Source organism: Acinetobacter sp. UC24323 (assembly GCF_024151445.1).
Taxonomy (GTDB): Bacteria; Pseudomonadota; Gammaproteobacteria; order Pseudomonadales; family Moraxellaceae; genus Acinetobacter; species Acinetobacter baumannii.
This window is the reverse complement of sequence record NZ_JAHIBY010000012.1, coordinates 107,704-130,566: the sequence shown is the minus strand read 5'-3', so window position 1 is coordinate 130,566 and position 22,863 is coordinate 107,704. Positions and strand designations below refer to the sequence as shown.

The following is a 22,863-nucleotide window of genomic DNA, read 5'->3' as shown; positions in this document are numbered from 1 at the left end:
GAAACCTCTTAGCGCTGATGGTAGTGTGGGATTACCCATGTGAGAGTAAGTCATCGCCAGCTCATTATTCCAAACACCCCAATCTCAAAAGAGGTTGGGGTGTTTTTTTATTGCAAGAAATCAATTAATAAAGAATTGTTAAAACTAAAAAGAATAATTTCATAATATTCCAATATTTGCTTAATTTATAAATAGTTCAAATTGAGTTTTCATCTATGCAGTTCAAAATTATCGCAGCCCAAGATCTAGATAAGAATCAACGTCATCAGATTGCTGAGTTATGTTTTTCTGCTTTTGATGAAGATCCTTGGAGTCAATATGCTTTTATGCAAAAAGCTATTCATGTCGTTGGTATATTAAACAATCAAATTGTCTCACATGCCTTATGGACGGATAGAGTTTTTACCATAAATGGTAGTTCCGATGTGAAAACTGCTTATGTAGAGTATGTGACCACTGATTACACGATGAGAGGTAAGGGGCTTGCAACACAATTATTAAAATATTTAGTAGAGACATTAACTCATCTGGAATATGGGCTTGCTGCATTACAACCAGAAGATGAAGCATTTTATGAAAAATTAGGATGGACTGTTTGGAAAGGAAATTTATTTATCAAACAAAACACTTGTAGTTATCTAACGGATCAGTATGAAATTATGCTATATCCTTTAAATATTCAGATGAAAGACCAGCTATCAAATAGTTCAGAAGAGGACACTATTTGTGCAGATTGGCGAGAAGGTGAACTTTGGTAGTAATTATACTTGGGCTTTAATGCTGTAGCGAAAGTTTACTTTAGATTGGATACTATATATTTTAAGTATTTGATTTTACTATTTTTATATCTTTTTATTTTTAATGTAAATTCCATTTTTTATTTTACTTCACTTTTTCTACTTTCCTGTTTAACTGACAAGCCTATAATGATTCAGAATCATTCCAAATCTAATAAGGATATAACATGTCTACTGATCCACAATTCCCAACACCCAATAATTTAGGTATCGCAGTTTATTCAAATAATGCAGAAGCTATTGGTAATACTCCTTTAGTACGTATTAATCGTTTGATTAAAACTGATGCAACTGTATTAGCCAAAGTAGAAAGTCGTAACCCAGCTTTTTCTGTGAAATGCCGTATTGGAGCGGCACTTATTGCAGATGCGGAAAAACGTGGTGTGCTAAAAGAAGGCATGCATATTGTTGAACCAACCAGTGGTAATACTGGTATTGCATTGGCGTTCGTAGCGGCGGCAAAAGGTTATTCCATTACTTTAACTATGCCTGCAAGTATGAGCCTTGAACGTAGAAAAGTGTTAAAAGCACTCGGTGCCAATTTAGTCCTAACAGAACCAGCGAAGGGAATGAAAGGTGCAGTTGATGAAGCTGTGCGATTAGCAACTGAACAGCCAGAAATTTATTTCTTGCCACAACAGTTTGAAAACCCAGCTAATCCACAAATTCATGTTGATACGACGGGACCAGAAATCTGGCAAGCAACAGGTGGGCAAGTTGATATCTTGGTAGCTGGTGTAGGTACAGGAGGTACGATTACGGGTATCTCTCGTTATTTTGAACAAGTTCAGAATAAGCCATTGTACTCAGTAGCAGTTGAACCAGCTGAGTCTCCAATTATTACTCAAACAAAAAATGGTGAGAACATTACACCCGCACCGCATAAAATTCAGGGAATTGGAGCAAACTTTATTCCAAAGAATCTTGATTTAGATCTGGTTGATGAAGTCATACCAGTGAGTAGTGAAGAAGCAATTCAATGGGCGAGAAATTGTGCCACCCAAGAAGGTATTTTAGTGGGTATTTCAAGTGGTGCTGCATTGGCAGCAGCGGCTAAAATTGCAGAACGTCCTGAAAATGCAGGTAAAACAATTGTTGTTATTCTTCCAGACAGTGGGGAACGCTATTTATCTTCTGTTTTATTTGAAGGTTTATTTGACGAATAAAATTAACCATATAAAAAAGCCCATGAATAAATGGGCTTTTTTATTTAATCTTAATTTATAAAGCACTTTTTAAAGTTTTCTGATGACGTTTCACAGATCGAGCATATTTTTTTGCTTTGTGGCGTGTCCAGAAACTTCGTTCATATCCTGTTGGACCAACATTATAATATGCTGTCGCTTTGAACCAGCTATCTGCTGTCTGATAGTAATGATTTAAAATATAAGCACCACATTGGATGTTGGTAGATTCATCATACAAGTTACCAGCACAAGTTTGTTGCCAATAACTGGGAATAATTTGTGTTAACCCAATAGCCCCGGTGGGAGAGCGAGCATTACTATTATAGCTAGACTCTTGCCTGATCACGGCTGCCAATAAAAGCGGTGGAACATTATATCTATCAGCGCTCTGAATAATCATTGGAGATAGGCGATTTGCTGTACTTGGCGGAACGGAATAAGCTTTTTGTAAGCCAGACGAAAGCTTACTTGAGCGCCAAGAAAATGAACCGCTATTAGGGCCTAAACTTGTACATCCCGTCATTATTGTCATCAACGCAATAATAAAAAATTTGAGACTAAGGCGCTGTAATTGTGATGGTGCAAAATGATCTTGAGCTAGAGATGAGGTAAGCAAAATACAAAACCAATAATCAAATTTCAAATGAAATGATGGTATTCAGCCGTATTTATTGGATCAATATAAGTTCTGTTGCTCAGCCCAACCAGAAAGTAAGATTTTTGTATTATTGAAATGAAAAAACCCCGACATCCTGTCGAGGTTTCTTCGTATTCAGCTTTATGTAGCTAACTCCTGTCAACTACCGCTTCCTGCGTTCTTATTCTTCTTCAATGAGACTTCCTGTCTCTCTATGATTTATATAGTATGAAAAAATACTCAAGTTGAATATCCGTTAATAACCCCAAATTTTGTACGTTTTAACTTACAGGTATTTTTCAACTATGGTGTTAAGTCCCTTGATAAGCATTTAAGGTTAATGCAAAATTTTCACCAAATTGTTGAGCAGTTTTAATATCTCCTTCATCAAAACCATCTGCATTACTAGCATGTTCAGCCTGAGCCATTAAACCTGACCATGAACCGAGTCGGTTAGCTGCTTGTGTATAGGCAACACCTTGATGCTGTTCTGGTAGAATTGGGTTACCTACCCATAACATGCCGTGTTGCATGCAAAAAGTAAAAATTGAAATTAGTGTGGATTGTTTATCACCAGCAGGAAGAGATGAAACGGTAAACCCAGCCGCTAATTTTCCTTTAAAACTTTGTTTTTTCCATAATGGACCAGTTGTATCCATGAGCTGTTTTAACTTGGAAGATACACCACCTAAATAAGTGGGAGATCCCCAAATTAATCCGTCATATTGGATAAGAATTCCTGAGCGCTCGATAAGATCCTCGGCATTGAGTAAATCTGCTTTAATATTGTGATGGCTCAAGACGCCAATTTGAATTTGCTGAGCAATAAATTGAGTGTGGCCTTGGCGGCTATGGTAAATAATGGCAACAGTTTTCATGGAAGTTTCCCTTTATTTAAATTTGAAATAGTTTTGCAGTGAGATATAAACCACAGCCAAAAACACTATGGTTCAGCAAACTTTTCAGACAGTTCAAAAAAGGATGAGGTGTTTTTGATGAGGCAAAACCACTACCCATAGCTGGTTGCATAATAAAAAAAGGAATAAGAACGGTGACCAAACCAAACAGTAGTGCTGAGTAAAACTGAGGGTGGTCGAGCCAAGTCGAACCTACAATTAAAAGAAAGCTCAATGCGAAGATAATCCCGACACTATAGTGAGCAATCCAGCCGAATAAATATTCCCCCTTTATTGGGGTACTTTTAGCAATAGATTGATGGACGAGTTTTCCTTGAAATATCCAGCCCACCCAACGTCCAAGAAAGGCAAAGTTTAAAGTCGGGACCTTAAATATTTTTAGTATTAACAGCCATATATTCATAACGATGGTTGCACCAATACCAAGACATAAAGCTTGAAAGAACAGAGTGGATGTATTCATTTTTACACCTTGCTTTTATACGTATGAAACGTGATAAATTTATTGTGCAAATTAAAGTTCACTTGAAGTCAAGAGGGTATTATGGATATTGGTGAAGTCGCTAAGAAGGCAAAAGTCACAACGGCTACCCTACGTTTTTATGAAGAGAAAGGACTAATTAAATCGATAGGGCGGCAAGGCTTACGTCGGCAGTATGGCAAACAAGTAATTGATCAACTGGCATTAATTGCTTTAGGTCGTGCTGCAGGATTTTCTTTAAATGAAATTGCCACAATGTTTGGGCAAGATGGTAAGCCTGATCTTGACCGTCAAAAACTAAAAGATAAAGCTGAACAATTAGAGCAAATGGCAAAGCGATTGCATTTTATCAGCCAAGGATTAGAACACGCTGCTGTATGTCCTGCTGAAAATCATATGGAATGTCCAACTTTCCAAAAATTTTTAAAAGCAGCAATTGCTGGAGAATATCAGCCAACAAAACTTTAATTAGCTTTACTAACAAGTTCAGTTTTCTATTGGGTACTAAACAATAGGCTTGTCATATTTTCGCCATAAAGATTTCATATTTTTGAAGCAAAAACTTCATATAAGCTTGATTAAATTTGCTTAATTTTTTACCAACTGTATAAAATCATGAGCAAAAAAACTTTAATCGTATTATTATGCTGTGCCAGTTTAGGATTGACGGCATGTAACGATGATAACGATCAAGATCAAACTTCACCTACTGAAAACGTTACCGAACCAACTCTAATTTCTTTTGCTAAGTTACCTGTAGAAACTTATGCTGCTGGACCAGACTCAGGAGCATATGTGAAAGGTGCAAATGGAATTTATCCTCCGTTTAAAGGTCAACCTGTACAGGGATTTTCTGCTGCATTAAAAAATGAAGATGGCAGTTATATGGCAATGGCCGATAACGGTTTTGGGACTCAAGATAATTCATCAGACTTTTTACTTCGTATTTATAAAATAAAGCCTGATTTCAAAACTAAAACTAAAGGCACTAGTCAAGTCACTGTGCAAAGTTTTATCCAACTGCGTGATCCGAATAAATTAATTCCATTTAATATCATCAATGGTAATACACCTGAGCGTTTATTAACGGGTGCTGATTTTGACCCAGAGTCGATGCAGCGTACTAGTGATGGGACCTACTGGATTGGAGATGAATTTGGTCCATATTTACTCCATTTCTCAGCAGATGGTGTACTTTTAGACGCTCCGATTCCTTTACCAAATCCATTAAATCCAACTCAAGAATTACGTTCACCACAAAATCAATTTAATAAAGCACAAATTAATTTTGTGGAACCTCTTGTTCAACAAAGTGGCGGTTTCGAAGGAATGGCGATTTCACCAGATGGACAATATCTCTATCCGCTTATAGAAAAGCCAATTAAATCAATTCGGGAAACAGAAAGACAGTTGCTGATTTCTCAATTTGACCTGAAGAAAAAAGCGTATACAGGAAAATATTATTGGTTCCAGTTAGACAGTAAAGCTACCAATATTGGTGATTTCCAACTCTTTAATAATAATGAGGGTATTATTATTGAACGTGATGCCACGCAGAATAATTTAGGCGGTTATAAAAAATTAATTCGTATTAAATTAAATGAGTCAGGCCAGCTGGTCAGCCGCGAAGACTTAGTCGATTTAATTAAAATTGCTAATCCGAATATGTTGTATGGCACAGCTAGAGCAGGGGATATTGGTACGGGACAGGTTTTTGCCTTCCCATTTGAAACCATTGAAGATGTAATTATTGAAAATGGTACAACACTGACGGTTTTCAATGATAATAACTTCCCTGGGTCGACGGGACGTAATGCAAAGTTGGCCGATGATAACGAGATTATTCAGATTCGTTTACCAAAAGCTCTCTTCTAAGTCATATAAATAAATGAGTTCGATCTGCGGCGGATTTTATTCCGCCGTATTTAATCTAAGAATAAAATATTGAGTAAACTTTAATCAAATTAATTTCTATATTGTTGTTTTCGCGTGTTTTATAAACAAGGAAAATGAATGAAATTCATGTTAAAATGATCGGCTTTCATCTTTAGATGTCTCTCCTCCATCTGCTAGCCGAGATTCGCAAGCCATGTCTACCGCTTATACTATGCAAACTGCGCCAAAAGCGTTGTTTGATTACGACAAATATTGGGCGTCGTGTTTTGAACCAGCGCCATTTTTGCCGATGTCACGAGAAGAAATGGACCAACTCGGCTGGGATGCGTGTGACTTTATTTTAGTCTGTGGCGATGCTTATATTGATCATCCATCATTTGTATCGGGTGTGATTGGACGGGTATTGGAAGCGCAAGGTTTCCGTGTCGGTATTATTGCACAGCCAGACTGGACCAATGTTGAAAGTTTCCGTGTATTGGGTAAGCCAACGATTGCTTGGGGAGTGACTGCGGGCAATATGGATTCGATGATCAACCGCTATACGGCAGATCGTAAAATCCGTTCGGATGATGCATATTCTCCTAATAACGAACCAAATAAACGCCCTGACCGTGCGGCAACGGTTTATTGCCAACGTTGTCGTGAAGCATTCCCAGATGTACCTGTACTATTAGGTGGTATTGAGGGTAGTTTACGTCGTATTGCGCACTATGATTATTGGTCAGACAAAGTCCGTCGTTCAATTTTGATGGATTCAAAAGCCGATATGCTTATGTATGGTAATGGTGAACGTGCCATTATTGATGTGATGCACCGTTTGGCTAAAGGTGAAAAAATCCACGAGATTACAGATGTTCGTGGTACAGCATTTATTATTAATAAACATAACAAAGCGGCTAAAGCAAAATTTGTTGAAATTGCCAGTAATGATGTAGATACGATTGGGCGTGTTGACCCAATTATTAACCCATATGTCATGACTGAAGATATTGATGGTTGTGAAATTGAGAAAGATAAAGGCAACACACTAGCTCAATATCAAGGTTTTCAAAAAGAAATTGTTGCAAATCCGATTGTACGTGAAGGCGACCAACTTGATGAAAATACTCAGATTGTTCAGCTAAAGCCTGCTCAGTCAAAAGCGATTAAACACAAGTTACCTCCGCGAGAATTGGCTGTAATTCGTTTACCTTCTTTTGAAGAAGTGGCGAATGATCAAGTACTTTATGCACATGCAAACCGTATTTTGCACCTTGAAACCAACCCGGGTAATGCACGTGCTTTGGTTCAACGTCATGGTGAGCGTGATGTCTGGATCAATCCACCTCCAATTCCTCTAACCACAGAGGAAATGGATTATGTATTTGATTTGCCATATGCACGTTTGCCGCATCCTGCATATGGAGATGCGCGTTTCCCTGCATTTGATATGATCAAATTCTCGGTCAATATTATGCGTGGCTGTTTTGGTGGCTGTACATTCTGTTCGATTACAGAACATGAAGGCCGTATTATCCAAAACCGTTCGGAAGATTCGATCTTACGTGAGATCGAGAAAATTCGTGATACAGCGCCGAACTTCACCGGTATTATTTCAGACTTAGGTGGTCCAACAGCAAACATGTACCGTTTGCATTGTAAAGATCCTGAAATTGAGAAGAACTGTCGTAAACCTTCTTGTGTATATCCGGGTGTTTGTCAAAACTTGCATACCGATCATGCACCTTTAGTACAGCTTTATCGTAAAGCACGTGCGATTAAAGGGGTGAAGAAGATTCTGATTGGATCGGGATTACGTTATGACCTTGCAGTATTGAATCCTGAATATGTCAAAGAGCTGGTACAACACCATGTTGGCGGTTATTTAAAAATTGCACCAGAGCATACTGAACAAGGCCCTTTATCTAAGATGATGAAACCGGGTATTGGTACGTATGACCGTTTCAAACAAATGTTTGATCGCTTTAGTAAAGAAGCAGGAAAAGAGCAATATTTAATTCCTTACTTTATTGCTGCACACCCAGGTACTTCTGATTATGACATGATGCATCTTGCGATCTGGCTGAAGAAGAATGGTTTCCGTGCCGATCAGGTACAGACGTTCTACCCATCACCGATGGCAACTGCGACAACCATGTATTATTCAGGGAAAAACCCACTCGCAAAAGTGGCGCGTTACACTGAAAATGTAGACATTGTAAAAGGTGAAAAACGCCGTCGTCTGCACAAAGCATTCTTACGTTACCACGATCCAAATAACTGGCCATTACTTCGTGAAGCACTTAAAGAAATGGGCCGTGCTGATTTAATTGGTAATTCAAAGCAACATTTAATTCCAACTTATCAACCGAAAGGGGCGGAAGGAGAATATAAATCTGCTCGTAAGAAGAACTCGACTGTTGCGGGCGATTCAGTGAAGCGTTCAGGTCAAACAGTTCAAAATAAAAATCAGCATAAACGACCGCAAAAAGGGCAGGTACTGACTCAACATACGGGTCTACCACCTCGTGAGACAGGTGAAAAAAGACCATTTGGTGGTAAAAGTAAACCAAAATCAAAAGCTCGTGGATAACGATAAAAAAGGCTCTATTTAAGAGCCTTTTTAATTTTTAAAGTGAGTTGATAAATCATATGGTGAGATTTCTGAGCATTTTTTATGTAAAAAGTGTAATGAAAAATGATAAATCCTAAAAATCTGACGAGCTGCACTTGATTGTTGCTGAGTCTGTGTTTATAAATAATGTGAGGGTGGCTAAATTTAAGCCAAGCTTGATAACTACAAGTGAAATTACTAAGTGAACCTTTTAAAGAACGGCTGTGTCGTTATCAATTAAAACAAAGCGTGATCTAGCAAAATCATTATAAAAAACTTAAAGGATGGACCCATGTACTATTTAATTACAATCTTATTACTATTTTTGACCGTTGTTATGGCGGCGAAAAGCCTCTCAAGAAAGCATCAACAAGACAGTGCTTTAAAGCGCCGTGCCGTGTTAAGTAGTCATGAACAAATGACATTAACTCGTTTACAGACAGTATTGCCTAAATTTACTGTGTTAGCTCATGTTTCATTTGATGCACTATTAACAACGAAATATGCTCACACTCGTCGCAAATATCAAAATATGACAGCTGACTTTGTTGTGCTTGATCAAAATTATCAGGTTGTTGTAGTGGTTATGCTTGAGGAAAGTGGTTTACGCCGAGCACATCAACAATATGAGCGTCGCCTATTACAATTGGCTGGCTATCGTGTGCTTCATTATAGCAGTGTGCCTGATTATCATGACCTAAGAAGAGACTTATTGAGTCCTGAATCAGAATTAGCAACTTTGCATGCGACACCCCAGCTAGAAAGAATGTCAAACGCTTTTGTGAAGCCTTAAAAATTCGACATTAGAAGAATTGATCTGAGAGCTCATTTAAGAAGATTTGAATAAAATGCTGAAATTCAAAATTTTAAAATTACTAAAAAATTGAGCAATATCACCCAAGATATTGCTCAATTTTATCTGGATTTATAATTATAAAAATTATGGAAGTACCGCAACAACCGTCATTTCTACAAGTACATCTGGCGCATAGAGTTTTGATTCTACACATGTACGTGCTGGTGGGTTCCCTTCGCTAATCCATGCATCCCAAACCGCATTCATTGCTGCATAATCTTTTTCAATATCTTTTAAAAAAATCATGACAGAAAGGATATGGGTTTTATCTGTTCCAGCTTCTGCCAATAGACGGTCAATATTAGCTAAAGTTTGTTGAGTCTGCCCTGTGACATCTGCGTTTGTATCATCTGCGAGTTGCCCAGCTAGGTGTACCAAATTACCTGAAATCGCAACTTCGCAGTAGCGTGAAGTAACGTGTAAACGCTGCACAGACATAAGTTTTACCTGATATAAAAACGATAGAAAAGATTGTACTTGATACAATTCTAATGCAGTGTAAATTTCTTTAAATTAGGCTGAAAAAGTTTCTATTTCCATTAATTTACGCTGTTTGAAAATAAGAATAGAGCGATATTGTGGGCAAACAATAATATTACCTAAATTTAAAAATTGGATTTTGGCGCGCCGAAGCTGATTCAAGCAAGCTGCAACGGAGCTTTGATTTGGACACAATTGTTTGAGTTGACTTAAAGCTGATTTGGTCGTTTGATACATGGTAAGATCCTAATTTAAATATAAAAATTTAACTTTATCCGATAGATTTAGATGCGCTATTGTTCGGACTGATACCAATTAACATGGCGTGTGATGTACATGACACATGCAATTAGTATGAACGAAAGAATAGAGCCAAAAAGGAAGGTCTTGCCGCTGGATTGTAGTAATAGATACATCATGCCGTATAAAGCACTGAGCAAAACACCGAAGAGTATAGCGGCTTTAAAACCTTGAACGACGAAGTATAAATACCAAGTAATCAAGCCAATACATGCAACTGCCGCAACGAGGTAGGCTAGGCCAAAAGCATAATATTCACTTATAGATAAAAGCAAAACAAAGAATACACCTTGTGCCATAGCCACCAGAGCGTACTGAATAGGATGAATTTTAAGACTTTTCAATACTTCAAATAAGAAGAAGCAACCAAAGGTAATAATGATCACCATAATGCCATATTTGATGGCACGATCAGTTCGGGTATAAATATTAACGGGTTCTAAAAACTGCGTTGAAATACCAGAAATGTTGTTTGAAGATGTATTTGAAGCAGCATAAGCAGCGTCAACATTACTGATCAGATTGCTTTGAGTATTTACAGCTTGGTAAAAACACTGACTATTTGCACAGGTTGAGAGACGATCTAAATTACGTTTCCCTAAAGCAATATTTTTCCAGTCAGCTTCAAAGAATTGTTTTTTGCTCAGTTTCTTAAAAGGCAAACTTTGACCATCGTATTTGACATCTCCCCAATTGCCTTTAGCTTGGTAGGTCATCTCGTAACTGGTTGGAACAAAGGCAAATTCGCTTAAACCTTCTAAATCAAATTGCAGACTAAAGCTAAAACCTTTTTGCAATTTTAGGATCAGTTCAGGATATTGCTTGCTGGTGATATGAAGAAGATCAAAGCCATGTTGACCTTGGCTTTGTGCAGAAAAGTCAAATTTATAATTTTTTCCATCAATATTAAATATTGGTTTGGTATTTAGACCGCGAGCATCTTGGATAGGAAAAATGATTTCAGCTTGATCCCAAAGATAGTTGCGTTGTGATTCAAGCATTGTGCCTTTAAATACACCTTTACCTAACATGTGATTTTGATAGCTAATTGCTTTATACATATTGCGTTTGTAAGTGTTATCAGAAACTTTAAACTGAGCTTTCCAGTCCGTTGATTCTGCCCCTAGGGTGACAAATAATGTTTGGATACAAGCGTAAGTTTTCTTTTGCTCATCGGTACATATGGTTTGAACTTGATAAGGGATTTTTAAATATGGTGCGATCACTTGTTGGGGGCGAATTTGTTCTTTTGCAATGTCTTGAATTACTTGTTGTTGATAGCTTTGGCGTTCATCTACCAAGCTTGAAATAAAAAAGAGGCCAATATAAAAAATCAAAATTAGGAATAAAACCGCTCCTATTTTAAGATTGATAAAGTTTCTACGCATAGTGGATTCCATTGTCATTCTGATATGACCAGTGTCTCGAATCGATATGCGTTTTAAATGAGTTGCAGTTGAAGCTTATGTGAAGTTTTGATGAAGTAAAATTTTTAGCAATACCCCCGATTTGTGTTGCTTTAAAAAATCCAAATAATTTTCAGGGATATTTTGAATAGTGATATGACCTTGGTGCTGTTGGATAATCTGCTGCACGATACTTAGTCCGATACCTGTACTTCTTTGCTGGTTATGCGGACGTGGTAATGAAAAATAGGTTTCAAAGACACGATTTAAGGCATATTCAGGAATGGCTTCACCTTCATTGAATAACAGAATTTCAATGCCATCAGTGACAGTATTTTTCCTGACTTGAATGGTGAGAAGACCTTGTTCAGAGCAAAAGTCTCTTGCATTATCTAAAAGATTATTGATGGCTTGTTTAAGCCAAAATGGATCAGCATAGATTATGTAATGCTCAGGAAGATTCACCTCTAATTGGAGATGTTTAATTTGGAGAGCACTGTGTTGTTGTATCAAACAATCTCGAATCACTTTTGATAAATCAATATTTTGAAACTCTAAAACATGCTGATTCTTCTCTAAACGTGTGAGCAATAGCATACGTTCAATTAAAGATTGTAAGCGATGACTTTGCTCAACAATATGTGCAGCAAATTGTTGTTGATCTTCTAAGGGCAGATCATCTTGTAATAGTTCTGCACTGGCCTGAATCGCCGTGAGTGGACTTTTCAATTCATGGGTCAGAGTATTTACATAATTTTCGACATAAGCACGATCTTCGAGTTTCTCTCGCATTTCACTGAGCGCCTGAGTCACTTGGTTCAGCTCTTTTGCAGAATAAAAAAATGGAGCTTGATTGACAGGTGCTAGTGCTTGAGCATAACGACGTACTTTATCAATACTGTGTCTTAACCAATATGCCACCATGCTTGCAAGTAATAAGCTGAGTGCAGCGATCCACAGCGCTTGATAAATCAGTTGACGTTCTGCACGTGTAATATAAGGTTGCACGGATTGATTTGGTTTACCAATACTGACTACACCTATTAATTGGTGTTTGTAGATAATCGGCGCAGCGATATACATTACACTGCTGTTTCGGTCATAAGGTGTGGTTGCAGTAGAACGTGCACCGTACTTACCTTGTAGGGTTAAATAAACATCATTCCATTTTGAATAATCTTGCCCAATGGCTTGATCTTCTGAGTCGTAGATTACTATGCCGTGCTGATCTGTTATATAAAGCTGTTGATTAATTTCATCTTTTTTATGCTGCCAAATTGTAGCATTCAGTTGGCGAGATAATGCTGCTTGAATTTTTTGATCAAATTCGGGCGTACTAACTTGTTTTTGTGCTACATCCTCTGCAATCAGTTGGGCAATAATATTGGCATTTTCAGCAAGTGTATCTTCGACCACTTGGCGGACATTTGGTTTGACCTGTTGGTTTAATGTATAAGCAATAAAGCTTAGGCTCAGTACCACCACTAAGCTAAAGAAAAACCAAATGCGGATAAAGATGGACATTGATTAACCTAACTTCACTAGACTGTATCCGAACCCTCGATGCGTCCGAATAGGATCATTATCAGGGGTAATTTGTTTTAGTTTTTGCCTTAAACTTTTGATATGCGTATCGACTGTGCGTTCTAAGCTATGCTCAGGATGTTCCCAAATATGATCCATTAATTGCTGACGGCTAAAGACTTGTTCAGGATGTTGAATCAACAAAAATAACAATCGATATTCATAACGCGTCAGTTGTAATGATTTTCCATGATATTGAATTTGCAAAGATTGTGGATTGCATGACCATATCGAGCATGGAGCAACTATTGCAGCCTGAGAGATTGGATTTTGACTTGAATTACTTTGTATTTGTACTTCCATTCTACGCCAAATGGCTTTAATTCTAGCCACAATTTCCCTTGCACTAAAAGGCTTTGTACAATAATCATCTGCGCCAATTTCCAAACCGACAACTCTATCAATTTCATCATCTCGTGCCGTAAGAAATAATAAAGGTGTTTGAGATTTTTGGCGTAGTTGTTTGCAGACTTCAAAGCCGTTAAGATCAGGTAAACCGATATCTAAAATAATAAAATCAAAAGCTTGTTCTGAAAGATATTGTAATGCTTGAGTCCCCGTATTTGCCCAACTGACATTCCAGCCTTCACGTTCAAGCGCATAACGTAGAGGAAGGACAATAGCAGCTTCATCTTCAATACATAAAATTTGTTTAGGGCTCATCATGGTTAACTAATTAATATGTTGTAATTTTATTGAGTTAGTTTAACGGAAGATGCGGTAGAGAAATGCTGTAATATTAATTTTTTATAATTCTTTATAAGATAAAGGGCACATTTGTGCCCTGTAATATTCGGATTTGGTCGTCACGCCAATCACAGGACGATATGCCGAAAGTAAAGGTTGCTTTGGCATGTTGCAAATACATGGGTAATGAATATGCGCTGATTAGATTACTTCAAACTTTAAGTAAAAGGGAACTGTTTTTGTTTAAAACTTGTTCTTTTGTATAAAAAAACAACACTTACCATAAGGATAACTGAAAGTCGTCAGCTTTAGTTTGTAATTGATAAACTCCAATACCAATGAGCCGAAATTGGAAGTTTTCGGGAATATGCATCTCATTTAAAAGTAAGAATAAAACTTGAATCAGGTCTTGTTGAGAATGAATTGGGTTTTTAAAACTTTTACTGTGTTGCAAAGTCTGGAAATTCTTAAGTTTGAGCTTAATATTTACGCCTCGGGCATTCAGTTGCTTTTTCTCTAAACTTTGCCAGACTTTTTCGGCTAGACCATGCCAGTAGGGTTGGCACTGAGCTAAAGTAAAGTCACTATCAAATGTGGTTTCTTTTGAAATTTGCTGTCGGGCACGTTCAGCTTGAACGGGCCGGTTGTCGATGCCTTGAGCATATAAATAAAGCTGTTGGCCATATTTACCAAAGTGGTGAACTAAAACAGCTTCTTCAATTTTTTGTAAGTCGCCTAGCGTATGCAATTCAAGCTGTTGGAGCTTTTCTTGGGTAACTTTGCCTACTCCTGGAATTTTCTTTAAGGGTAAGCCCTGAATAAAACTGGCTACTTGAGAAGGTTTTATAACAAACAGGCCATTCGGTTTATTCCAGTCGGACGCAACTTTTGCCAAGAATTTATTAGGTGCTACACCAGCCGAGGCTGTCAGTCCGGTTTGCCTGAAAATATCTTCCCGAATATGCATAGCCACTTCGGTCGCACTCGCGATTTGTTTTAAATTTTCAGTGACATCAAGATAGGCTTCATCTAAAGATAAAGGCTCAATAAGAGTGGTGTATTGTTGAAAGATACTATGAATTTGAGCCGAGATGGCACGATATTTTTCGAAATTTGGCTCAATAATAACAACTTGAGGGCATAGTTTTCTTGCTTGGCTCATGGACATGGCAGAGCGTAAACCAAACTCACGGGCAGGATAAGAAGCAGCTGCAATTACGGCGCGTGGGTGATGTGATGAAATAACTACTGGGAGATGCCTTAAATCAGGACGCTCTCGCAATTCGACCGATGCATAAAAGGCATCCATATCGATATGAATGATTTTGCGCATATTATTGTGCTTTCACGATGCCTTGCTGCTGTAAAAATTGATGCCATTCTTTGACTGAACCCTCGTAAACATTTAAGTCTACTGGCTTTGTCATGCCTTCAATTTTACCTTGATTACTATGCTGCCAAAAGAGCCATTTTCGCTTGTCTTTCAGCTCAGGTTTCCCTTCGTAATCTCTGACCCAAAGAGGTGTATTAGGGAAACTACCTATTAATACAATGTGGTAAAAAGTTTTGGAAATATAAAAGATAGGCTGTTTACCATAATGATGCTTTAAGCTGTCATGCATGATGCCTATTTCTTTAAGTAATTGTTCTTTGGTATGGGAATTAATACAGTTGCTGTCATATTCCAGATCAATAACAGGAGGAAGGGCATCAACTTTGTTGGGTACAGTTGCAATAAAATTTTCAGCTTGTGTTTTACCATCACGACATAAACGATAAAAATGATAAGCGCCGACATGAAAGCCATGTTCGCGTGCTTTTAACCAGTTTTCTTGAAATTTTGGATCTTTATAATCACCGCCTTCAGTCGCTTTTAAATAGACGAACTGAAATTTTTGGTGTGATATTTTTTTCCAGTTGATATTTTCTTGATGGTGAGAGACATCAAAGCCTTGAATTGGGTAATCTTGAGCAATAGCTTTTTGCTGGTAGAACAGACCGAAGTAGGTGAGAACCCCCATAACACAAGCTAAAACAATCCCAATGAGGGTATTGTAGCGTGGTGCAGAAAAGGTTTTTGCCAGCTTGGTCATGCAAAACTCAGTATTAATATGAAGTTCACATCATAGCGTGATTCGCGAGCGAGAAACCACGCTAAAAATGCAACTGCTTACACAGGCGTATTTTTGGGTATTTGCCAAAAGATCAGTGCGGTAATGATATTAATACAGCCTAAACAAATGAGGGTAACATGGAAGGCAGTTGTCACATGTGCTGTACCATAGTAATCGGTAAATACATTAATGAGTGTACCTGCCAGTGCAACACCAATACTCATTGAAAGCATCATAATCATTGATAAGAAACTATTACCGCTACTTGCATCTTGTTGAGGCAAATCTTTTAAGGTAAGTGTATTCATTCCCACAAATTGTAATGAGTTTAATGTACCAAATAAGAAAAAGTGTAAGGCTCTAAACCAAGTTGGGGTGTCGACAGTCATAATGGCAAAAGAAGCAATACATAGACCAACTAAAGTTGTGTTAATTAACAGAAAGCGGCGATAACCCATTTTCTGAATAATCGGTCTAACAATAGGCTTGGAGAAAAGCGACCCTAACACTAGCGGAATCATCATTAATCCCGCAATGAATGGCTCAAAACCAAAAGCGACTTGTAGCATGAGTGGTAAAACAAAAGGTAAGGCATTACCACCAAAGCGGGCAAAGAAATTACCTAAAATACCAATCGCGTAAATCTTGTTTCTAAAGAGTCGGCTACGGAACAATGCATTTTGATGCGTATGTGAATGGTAGGCATACCAAAGGGTTGCGATTACCCCGACCACTAATAAAGAAATACTAAACCATTTGGAATACTCAGGTGAGGCAAGATGTTCAATACCCAAAGACCAGCCAATCATTGCGACGACTAAGAGCACAAATCCAATAAGATCAAAAGTTTTAACGGTAGGCTCTTTTACATTTGGCATGACCTTTAATGTCATTAATATGCCCAATACTCCCATTGGAATATTAATAAGAAAGATCCAATGCCACGTTGCAACTTCAACGAGCCAACCACCGAGTGTTGGACCAGCTAAAGGGCCTAGTAAACCTGCCAGACTCATGAGACTCATGGCTGCCAAAAATTGAGTTCGGGGAATAATTTTTAAAAGTGATAAACGACCAACAGGGAGTAATAACGCACCTCCAACACCCTGAATGACACGGAAAAATAAAAGCTGATTTAGGCTTTGAGAAAGGCCACAACCTAAGGAAGCAAGCGTGAAAATAATGATTGCTGATAAAAATGTATTTCTAACACCAAAACGGTCAGCCAACCATCCACTTAAAGGAATACAGGCCGCTACAGACAAAACATAGGCCACCACTACGCTATGCATACGTAATGGATCTTCATTTAAATGGTGTGCCATTGCAGGAATGGCAGTATTTACAATTGTTGTATCTAATGCCTGCATAAAAAAGCCAATGGAAACCAAAAGAACCAATAGGCGATATTCGGGTTGCAAGGCTTGATGGGTTGGCGTGGCATTCATAACATTTGAAAATTAACGTTTTCGCCTAGTGTAAAACAAATTGAATTTAAAAAAAGTAAGTCAATGTTGAATAAACGCTTTGTAAGTTTAACTTCTATTATTTAGAGCAGCTATATAACCGGACTTTCAAGTGAATGAGTATAAATAGATAAAATAAAAAAAGCGGAAGAATCCGCTTTTTTGTTGAGATAGAGAGCTTACACAACAAATCTCTTTGGCATTTTTAAGTTTTTAATGACGTTATAAATTTGGTCGATTTCTTCACATACAATTAATTTAGCTCGATGCTGAAGAGGGAGGAAGCCTTCTTGTACAGCATGGTCTAACTGAGCAATTAACGCATTATAAAAACCATTTACGTTATATAAAATCATGGGTTTTTGGTGCTGGTTGAGTTGACCCCAAGTCGCAATTTCCAAAATTTCTTCGAATGTACCTAAACCGCCAGGTAGCGCGATAAAAGCACTCGCGCGCTCTGCCATCATGGCTTTACGCTCATGCATGGTTTCTACTACATGCAACTCGGTCAGTCCTGCATGCGCCACTTCATAATCAAGCATAAATTCAGGAATGACCCCTACAGCTTCTCCACCATGTGCAAGTACACTTTCTGCGACTTGTCCCATTAAACCAATACTGGCACCGCCGTAGACCAAACCAAAACCTTGTTCAGCAATTCCGCTGGCTAACTCAATTGCCTTTTCGCGATAAATCGGGTTATTTCCTGCTCGTGAGCCACAATATAATGCAATAAGAGGTTGTGTTGTTTTTACAGATGTTATTGGTGAATCATTTACTGCCATTGTTAATACGCTATTCATTGCTTTATTTTCACCTTATCACGTTCATATTTCTTGTCTACACTAAGCAAAAAATATGACAACTTTATAAGCAGTTTTATAGGAAAGATTCATGTTTTGTATGGGTTTGGTGAATACATATAATGATCAAATAAAAATGATGAATTTATGTTAAATCTTGCCTATACTGAAAATTCGTTTAACAACATATGAACAAATATGGGTAGTGGTTGTAGTCGCTCCGTTTTAATTTCTTGTCCTAAAAAAACATTATTCCCCCTTTGTCTAGGCATGCCTTTTGCGTTGCCCAATAAAGATAAAATCCACCCAGCACAGGAGCAGGATCAATGATCTTTGAATGGATGTCTGATCCGTCTGCTTGGGTAGGCCTAGCGACGTTAATTGTTCTTGAAATCGTACTAGGGATCGATAACCTCGTCTTTATTGCCATTTTGGCTGAAAAGCTGCCACCAGAACAACGTACTAAGGCACGTATAGTGGGTTTAATACTCGCTTTGGGAATGCGTCTTATCCTCTTAGCTTCAATTGCTTGGGTCGTGACACTCACCCAACCACTTTTCCATATTTTTAGCCATCCATTCTCTGGCCGTGATTTGATTTTATTGTTCGGTGGTGTGTTCTTGCTCTTTAAAGGCACCATGGAATTGCATGAGCGGATGGAAGGTAAACAACTTCATAAAGAAGATAATCCTGTTCATGCTGCGTTCTGGATGGTCATCGTTCAGATTGTTGTGCTTGATGCCGTATTCTCATTAGACAGCGTAATTACTGCTGTAGGTATGGTGAAAGAACTGTCAGTCATGATGGTTGCTGTTGTGATTGCTGTGGGTATTATGCTGTGGGCTTCAAGACCACTCATGGACTTTGTGAATAAACACCCAACAGTAGTTATTCTATGTCTTGGCTTCTTGATGATGATTGGTTTCTCTTTGGTGGTGGAAGGTTTTGGTTTCCATATTCCGAAGGGTTATTTATATGCTGCGATTGGTTTCTCAATTTTAGTCGAAATGATCAACCAAACCATGCGTCGCAACCAAGAGAAGCTAGTGACTACTACAGATTTACGTTATCGCACAGCTTCTGCGGTTTTACGTATGTTAGGCAGTAAAAATAGCGGTTCTACTTCAGACGCTCAAACGGCTGATAAAGAAGATGTATTGGCAACTCAAGCTTTTGCTGATGAAGTCTTTGATGAAGAAAATGGCGCTTACCATAGTGTGCTTGTACAAGGTGTACTTGGTTTATCTGAACGTCCAGTAAAGTCAGTGATGACACCAAGACCTGAGCTTGAATGGATTGATTTAGACGAAGAACCAGAAGTTTTAAAAGAACGTTTAATGTCGATGACACATTCACGTTTAATTGTTGCTCGTGGTGAACTTGATAATATTGAAGGTATTGCGCTTACACATAAAGTTTTAAATGGCTTTATTGAAACAGGCGTTATCGATTTTCAAAAGCACTTACGTGAGCCAGTTATTGTGCATGAAAATGCCCAAGTGCTTATGGTGATGGAGCAATTACGTCAGGCTCCTTTACAAATGGCGATTGTTCTAAATGAATATGGTTCAATTGAAGGTATTGCCACACCAATTGATATTTTAGAAGCAATTGCGGGTGAGTTCCCTGATGAAGACGAACTAGATGCAGCAGCAGAAAGTTTAGAAGACGGTTCGTTAATACTTGAGGGTTCAACCGATATTCGTCATGTATCGCTTTTACTTGGACGTGACTTAGTTGATGAAAGTGAACAATATTCTACTTTATCGGGCTATTTGTTATTCCATTTAGGCCGTTTACCTGAAAATGGTGAAACTGTTGAAGCGGATGGTTATCGCTTTGAAGTTGTAACCATGGAAGGCCATAAAATCGAGAAAGTTCATATTGTTTCTATCGAACAGGATGAATCGAAAGATTAAATTGCGTGTCAGATTTAGAAACATCATAAAATAGCTCAACTTTGAGCTATTTTTTATTTGAGAAGTACCAAATGACCCAACAAACTTGTCCATGCGGAAAAGGCAGCTATGCAGAATGTTGTGAACCTTTACATTTAGGCACAACAAAAGCACTCACCGCAGAGCAGCTTATGCGTTCACGTTATAGTGCATTTGCATTGCAGCAAATTGATTATATTGTGCAAACGACGGCTTTAGGTCAGCAAACTGCTCTTGATAAAGAGGCTATTGCGGAATGGAGCAAACAAAATCAATGGTTGGGTTTAGAGGTGGTTAACGCCAACGAAAAATTAGATAAAACCCATGCACAGGTAGAGTTCAAGGCCCATTATCATGATGGTAAAAGCGCTCAAATTCATCATGAAGTTTCACATTTTGTATTTCATCAGCAACAATGGTTTTTCCTTGATCCGACGGTCGATATGCAGGTCACTATGAAACAACCTTGTATATGTGGTTCAGGAAAAAAATTTAAGCAATGCTGTGCACAATTCCTATAACTTTATCTTAAAATACGCCCACCGTTTGGCCTGAGGGAAAGGGCAATGTTACTCACCGTTATTTATATTATTGCGATTACTGCCGAAGCCATGACTGGTGCATTGTCTGCTGGGCGACGGAGTATGGACTGGTTCGGTGTTGTACTAATTGCCTGTGTGACGGCCTTGGGTGGTGGCTCTGTACGTGATGTACTACTTGGACACTATCCTTTAACGTGGGTAAAACATCCTGAATATTTAGTTTTAACGTGTTGTGCTGCATTTGTTACCATCGTTATTGCTAAATGGATGCGTCATTTACATAACATTTTCTTGGTGCTCGATGCTTTAGGTCTAATTGGGTTTACGATCATTGGTTGTCAGATTGCCTTACAGATGGGGCATGGTTTTGTCGTGTCGGCTGTAGCAGGCGTTTTAACAGGAGTTTCGGGTGGTATTTTACGTGACATCTTATGTAACGACGTCCCGTTTGTTTTCCGCCGTGAGCTGTATGCTAGTATTTCTTTTGTTGCAGTCATTTGCTATTGGGTCTGTCTAGACTTAGGTTTAAGTTTAGAACTTACCGTTATTTCAACCTTAGTATTTGGTTTTACGCTTCGTTTAATTGCCATTTATTTTGGTTTGGAAATGCCTAAATTTATTTATAAAGATGATGATGCAGAGTCGGCTTCTTCAACCGACGAACATTAATCATGCAGAATTTCATGTGGGCATGATATAACAATTCTATATATGGTCTTGTCCACTTATTCTTTCCAGTAGAGTTAATCCTATGGATCTGGTTTCACGTATACAAAATCTTCCAATTGGCAAATTTCACTACACGCTTTTATGGGTAGTGGGTTTAGGCTGGATGTTTGATGCGATGGATACCGGCATTATCGCTTTTATTATGACAACCCTTGTTAAAGATTGGTCATTAACACCTGCTGAAAGTGGTTGGATTGTCAGTATTGGCTTTGTAGGCATGGCTATAGGTGCAGTTTGTTCTGGTGCCTTGGCAGATCGTTTTGGTCGTAAAACTGTCTTTGCGATGACAATGGCAATTTATAGTATTGCGACTGCGTTATGTGCTTTTGCCCCTGATCTAAAGTGGCTATTAATTTTTCGGTTTATTGTTGGGTTGGGGCTAGGTGGTCAATTACCTGTAGCAGTCACGCTGGTCAGTGAATATGTGCCTGCTCATGTTCGTGGAAGATTTATCGTTCTGCTTGAAAGTTTTTGGGGATTAGGCTGGTTGGTTGCTGCGCTCATTTCTTATTTTATTATTCCTAAATTTGGCTGGCATATTGCCTTCCTTATAGGCGGTCTTCCACTTATTTATATTTTAGTGATTTGGAAAAAAGTCCCTGAATCTATACCGTATTTGATTAACCGTGGTCGTATTGAAGAAGCGCATGCACTGGTACAAAAACTAGAAGCCGAAGCATGTGTGCAAATAGTTCACCATATTGAAGTCGTGCCTGTGGCGATGCGACAAAAAGTTTCATTTAAACAGCTCTGGAGTGGTCAATTTGCTCGTAGAAGTTTAATGCTCTGGCTAATCTGGTTTGGCATTGTGTATTCCTATTACGGCATCTTTACGTGGTTGCCGAGTTTATTGGTGAAACAAGGCTATGACATTGTCAAATCATTTGAATATGTATTGCTTATGATTTTGGCGCAGTTACCGGGCTACTTGGCGGCTGCTTGGTTTGTCGAGCGTTTAGGTCGAAAAATTACACTTGCCGCATTTATCGGTTTTTGTGCTTTGTCGGCATATTTCTTTGGACAAGCCGACAGTGTAAATAGCATTATGTTCTGGGGCTGTCTCATGTCATTCTTTAATTTGGGTGCATGGGGAGTGTTATATACCTATACACCAGAACAATATCCGGCCAATATTCGGGCTTTCGGGTCAGGCTGGGCATCGGCAATGGGGCGTATCGGTGGAATTGTCGCGCCAATGGTCGTGACACATATGATGGTTGCTAAAAACGGCTTTAATCACGTTTTTATGATGTTTACTGTGGTTTTACTTGCCGTAGCTTTAGTGATTTTGATATTAGGTGAAGAGACTCAAGGTAAAAGACTAGAGTCGATTGGGCTATAGTTTTTGCCTAACTTTATAGCAAGTAACTAAAAATATAGAGAGATAAGACACAATTTGACGCTCAGGTGACAGAGTCCCCCTTGTGTCTGTAACATAGCCCACTTAGCAT

The 22,863-nt window shown here is 38.4% G+C and carries 22 protein-coding genes and 1 pseudogene; 11 read left to right on the top strand and 12 right to left on the bottom strand.

What is annotated here, in order from left to right; genetic code table 11:
- The first annotated feature begins 215 nt into the window (after positions 1-215).
- Both KNQ97_RS15955 and cysK read left to right on the top strand, forming a co-directional pair.
- On the top strand, positions 216-758 hold the full coding sequence (locus KNQ97_RS15955) for a GNAT family N-acetyltransferase (protein WP_001159723.1): 543 nt from the start codon (positions 216-218) through the stop codon (positions 756-758).
- A gap of 206 nt (positions 759-964) precedes the next feature.
- Positions 965-1,963, top strand: a complete 999-nt coding sequence (gene cysK, locus KNQ97_RS15950) for a cysteine synthase A (protein ID WP_000102359.1) — start codon at positions 965-967, stop codon at positions 1,961-1,963.
- A 55-nt stretch (positions 1,964-2,018) separates the two neighbouring features.
- On the opposite strand, the gene KNQ97_RS15945 is transcribed toward cysK, so the two are convergent.
- The 3 genes from KNQ97_RS15945 to KNQ97_RS15935 form a co-directional block, all read right to left on the bottom strand.
- Complete coding sequence (locus KNQ97_RS15945; RefSeq protein WP_000667181.1) at positions 2,019-2,627, bottom strand: lytic transglycosylase domain-containing protein; 609 nt, start codon at positions 2,625-2,627, stop codon at positions 2,019-2,021.
- A gap of 305 nt (positions 2,628-2,932) precedes the next feature.
- On the bottom strand, positions 2,933-3,499 hold the full coding sequence (locus tag KNQ97_RS15940; RefSeq protein ID WP_253612442.1) for a flavodoxin family protein: 567 nt from the start codon (positions 3,497-3,499) through the stop codon (positions 2,933-2,935).
- Positions 3,500-3,515: 16 nt separating this feature from the next.
- Positions 3,516-4,001 (bottom strand): DUF2938 domain-containing protein, encoded by a 486-nt coding sequence (locus tag KNQ97_RS15935; RefSeq protein WP_253612441.1) that lies wholly within the window; start codon positions 3,999-4,001, stop codon positions 3,516-3,518.
- Between the two features lie 81 nt (positions 4,002-4,082).
- Here KNQ97_RS15935 and KNQ97_RS15930 point away from each other — a divergent pair, with 81 nt between their 5' ends.
- The 4 genes from KNQ97_RS15930 (at position 4,083) to KNQ97_RS15915 (ending at position 9,301) form a co-directional block, all read left to right on the top strand.
- On the top strand, positions 4,083-4,487 hold the full coding sequence (locus KNQ97_RS15930; protein WP_000350995.1) for a helix-turn-helix domain-containing protein: 405 nt from the start codon (positions 4,083-4,085) through the stop codon (positions 4,485-4,487).
- 147 nt (positions 4,488-4,634) lie between these two features.
- On the top strand, positions 4,635-5,894 hold the full coding sequence (locus tag KNQ97_RS15925; protein ID WP_253612440.1) for an esterase-like activity of phytase family protein: 1,260 nt from the start codon (positions 4,635-4,637) through the stop codon (positions 5,892-5,894).
- A gap of 214 nt (positions 5,895-6,108) precedes the next feature.
- On the top strand, positions 6,109-8,487 hold the full coding sequence (locus KNQ97_RS15920) for a YgiQ family radical SAM protein (protein WP_000102049.1): 2,379 nt from the start codon (positions 6,109-6,111) through the stop codon (positions 8,485-8,487).
- A 313-nt stretch (positions 8,488-8,800) separates the two neighbouring features.
- Positions 8,801-9,301: a DUF2726 domain-containing protein gene (locus KNQ97_RS15915; protein ID WP_002125146.1), complete on the top strand. Its 501-nt coding sequence runs from the start codon at positions 8,801-8,803 to the stop codon at positions 9,299-9,301.
- Positions 9,302-9,448: 147 nt separating this feature from the next.
- Here the strand turns inward: KNQ97_RS15915 and KNQ97_RS15910 are convergent, their stop codons facing one another.
- The 5 genes from KNQ97_RS15910 to creB form a co-directional block, all read right to left on the bottom strand.
- The gene (locus tag KNQ97_RS15910; protein WP_002125126.1) at positions 9,449-9,802 is read right to left on the bottom strand and encodes a RidA family protein; all 354 of its coding nucleotides are present in this window, start codon (positions 9,800-9,802) and stop codon (positions 9,449-9,451) included.
- A 75-nt stretch (positions 9,803-9,877) separates the two neighbouring features.
- Positions 9,878-10,081 (bottom strand): hypothetical protein, encoded by a 204-nt coding sequence (locus tag KNQ97_RS15905; protein ID WP_000285049.1) that lies wholly within the window; start codon positions 10,079-10,081, stop codon positions 9,878-9,880.
- Positions 10,082-10,137: 56 nt separating this feature from the next.
- Entirely contained in the window at positions 10,138-11,532 is a 1,395-nt protein-coding gene (gene creD / locus KNQ97_RS15900; protein WP_103235816.1) for a cell envelope integrity protein CreD, read from the bottom strand.
- A gap of 75 nt (positions 11,533-11,607) precedes the next feature.
- Positions 11,608-13,074, bottom strand: a complete 1,467-nt coding sequence (gene creC, locus KNQ97_RS15895; protein WP_000021644.1) for a two-component system sensor histidine kinase CreC — start codon at positions 13,072-13,074, stop codon at positions 11,608-11,610.
- 3 nt (positions 13,075-13,077) lie between these two features.
- The gene (gene creB / locus KNQ97_RS15890; protein WP_002009395.1) at positions 13,078-13,800 is read right to left on the bottom strand and encodes a two-component system response regulator CreB; all 723 of its coding nucleotides are present in this window, start codon (positions 13,798-13,800) and stop codon (positions 13,078-13,080) included.
- A gap of 177 nt (positions 13,801-13,977) precedes the next feature.
- Here creB and KNQ97_RS15885 point away from each other — a divergent pair.
- Positions 13,978-14,040 (top strand): annotated as a pseudogene (locus KNQ97_RS15885) (hypothetical protein); the annotation flags it as partial.
- 58 nt (positions 14,041-14,098) lie between these two features.
- On the opposite strand, the gene dinB reads toward KNQ97_RS15885, so the two are convergent.
- The 4 genes from dinB to KNQ97_RS15865 form a co-directional block, all read right to left on the bottom strand.
- A complete protein-coding gene (dinB, locus tag KNQ97_RS15880; protein WP_001226143.1) occupies positions 14,099-15,154 on the bottom strand; it encodes a DNA polymerase IV in 1,056 nt (351 codons plus the stop codon).
- 1 nt (position 15,155) lies between these two features.
- Positions 15,156-15,914: a glycoside hydrolase family 25 protein gene (locus KNQ97_RS15875; protein ID WP_253612439.1), complete on the bottom strand. Its 759-nt coding sequence runs from the start codon at positions 15,912-15,914 to the stop codon at positions 15,156-15,158.
- Between the two features lie 77 nt (positions 15,915-15,991).
- Positions 15,992-17,383 (bottom strand): multidrug transporter subunit MdtD, encoded by a 1,392-nt coding sequence (gene mdtD, locus KNQ97_RS15870; RefSeq protein ID WP_000994601.1) that lies wholly within the window; start codon positions 17,381-17,383, stop codon positions 15,992-15,994.
- A gap of 197 nt (positions 17,384-17,580) precedes the next feature.
- Complete coding sequence (locus KNQ97_RS15865; protein ID WP_001089658.1) at positions 17,581-18,204, bottom strand: TIGR00730 family Rossman fold protein; 624 nt, start codon at positions 18,202-18,204, stop codon at positions 17,581-17,583.
- Between the two features lie 326 nt (positions 18,205-18,530).
- On the opposite strand from KNQ97_RS15865, the gene KNQ97_RS15860 reads away from it, so the two are divergent.
- From KNQ97_RS15860 to KNQ97_RS15845, 4 genes are all read left to right on the top strand, one after another.
- A complete protein-coding gene (locus KNQ97_RS15860) occupies positions 18,531-20,123 on the top strand; it encodes a TerC family protein (RefSeq protein ID WP_000575778.1) in 1,593 nt (530 codons plus the stop codon).
- A gap of 71 nt (positions 20,124-20,194) precedes the next feature.
- Positions 20,195-20,662 carry a YchJ family protein gene (locus tag KNQ97_RS15855; protein WP_000194004.1) on the top strand — a complete coding sequence of 156 codons (468 nt, stop codon included), beginning with the start codon at positions 20,195-20,197 and terminating at the stop codon, positions 20,660-20,662.
- Between the two features lie 45 nt (positions 20,663-20,707).
- Positions 20,708-21,352, top strand: coding sequence for a trimeric intracellular cation channel family protein (locus KNQ97_RS15850; RefSeq protein ID WP_000927792.1), 645 nt, complete (start codon positions 20,708-20,710; stop codon positions 21,350-21,352).
- 82 nt (positions 21,353-21,434) lie between these two features.
- Positions 21,435-22,754, top strand: coding sequence for an MFS transporter (locus KNQ97_RS15845; RefSeq protein WP_000366681.1), 1,320 nt, complete (start codon positions 21,435-21,437; stop codon positions 22,752-22,754).
- Positions 22,755-22,863 lie beyond the last annotated feature (109 nt).

Bases quoted from the DNA above. Each gene is read 5' to 3' on its own strand.
- KNQ97_RS15855 (WP_000194004.1), top strand. From the start codon at position 20,195: ATGACCCAACAAACTTGTCCATGCGGAAAAGGCAGCTATGCAGAATGT.
- KNQ97_RS15860 (WP_000575778.1), top strand. From the start codon at position 18,531: ATGATCTTTGAATGGATGTCTGATCCGTCTGCTTGGGTAGGCCTAGCG.
- KNQ97_RS15920 (WP_000102049.1), top strand. From the start codon at position 6,109: ATGTCTACCGCTTATACTATGCAAACTGCGCCAAAAGCGTTGTTTGAT.
- KNQ97_RS15930 (WP_000350995.1), top strand. From the start codon at position 4,083: ATGGATATTGGTGAAGTCGCTAAGAAGGCAAAAGTCACAACGGCTACC.
- mdtD (WP_000994601.1), bottom strand. From the start codon at position 17,383: ATGAATGCCACGCCAACCCATCAAGCCTTGCAACCCGAATATCGCCTA.
- KNQ97_RS15850 (WP_000927792.1), top strand. From the start codon at position 20,708: ATGTTACTCACCGTTATTTATATTATTGCGATTACTGCCGAAGCCATG.
- dinB (WP_001226143.1), bottom strand. From the start codon at position 15,154: ATGCGCAAAATCATTCATATCGATATGGATGCCTTTTATGCATCGGTC.
- KNQ97_RS15905 (WP_000285049.1), bottom strand. From the start codon at position 10,081: ATGTATCAAACGACCAAATCAGCTTTAAGTCAACTCAAACAATTGTGT.
- KNQ97_RS15940 (WP_253612442.1), bottom strand. From the start codon at position 3,499: ATGAAAACTGTTGCCATTATTTACCATAGCCGCCAAGGCCACACTCAA.
- KNQ97_RS15915 (WP_002125146.1), top strand. From the start codon at position 8,801: ATGTACTATTTAATTACAATCTTATTACTATTTTTGACCGTTGTTATG.
- cysK (WP_000102359.1), top strand. From the start codon at position 965: ATGTCTACTGATCCACAATTCCCAACACCCAATAATTTAGGTATCGCA.
- creC (WP_000021644.1), bottom strand. From the start codon at position 13,074: ATGTCCATCTTTATCCGCATTTGGTTTTTCTTTAGCTTAGTGGTGGTA.
- KNQ97_RS15935 (WP_253612441.1), bottom strand. From the start codon at position 4,001: ATGAATACATCCACTCTGTTCTTTCAAGCTTTATGTCTTGGTATTGGT.
- KNQ97_RS15875 (WP_253612439.1), bottom strand. From the start codon at position 15,914: ATGACCAAGCTGGCAAAAACCTTTTCTGCACCACGCTACAATACCCTC.
- KNQ97_RS15865 (WP_001089658.1), bottom strand. From the start codon at position 18,204: ATGAATAGCGTATTAACAATGGCAGTAAATGATTCACCAATAACATCT.
- creD (WP_103235816.1), bottom strand. From the start codon at position 11,532: ATGCGTAGAAACTTTATCAATCTTAAAATAGGAGCGGTTTTATTCCTA.
- KNQ97_RS15955 (WP_001159723.1), top strand. From the start codon at position 216: ATGCAGTTCAAAATTATCGCAGCCCAAGATCTAGATAAGAATCAACGT.
- KNQ97_RS15925 (WP_253612440.1), top strand. From the start codon at position 4,635: ATGAGCAAAAAAACTTTAATCGTATTATTATGCTGTGCCAGTTTAGGA.
- creB (WP_002009395.1), bottom strand. From the start codon at position 13,800: ATGATGAGCCCTAAACAAATTTTATGTATTGAAGATGAAGCTGCTATT.
- KNQ97_RS15910 (WP_002125126.1), bottom strand. From the start codon at position 9,802: ATGTCTGTGCAGCGTTTACACGTTACTTCACGCTACTGCGAAGTTGCG.
- KNQ97_RS15845 (WP_000366681.1), top strand. From the start codon at position 21,435: ATGGATCTGGTTTCACGTATACAAAATCTTCCAATTGGCAAATTTCAC.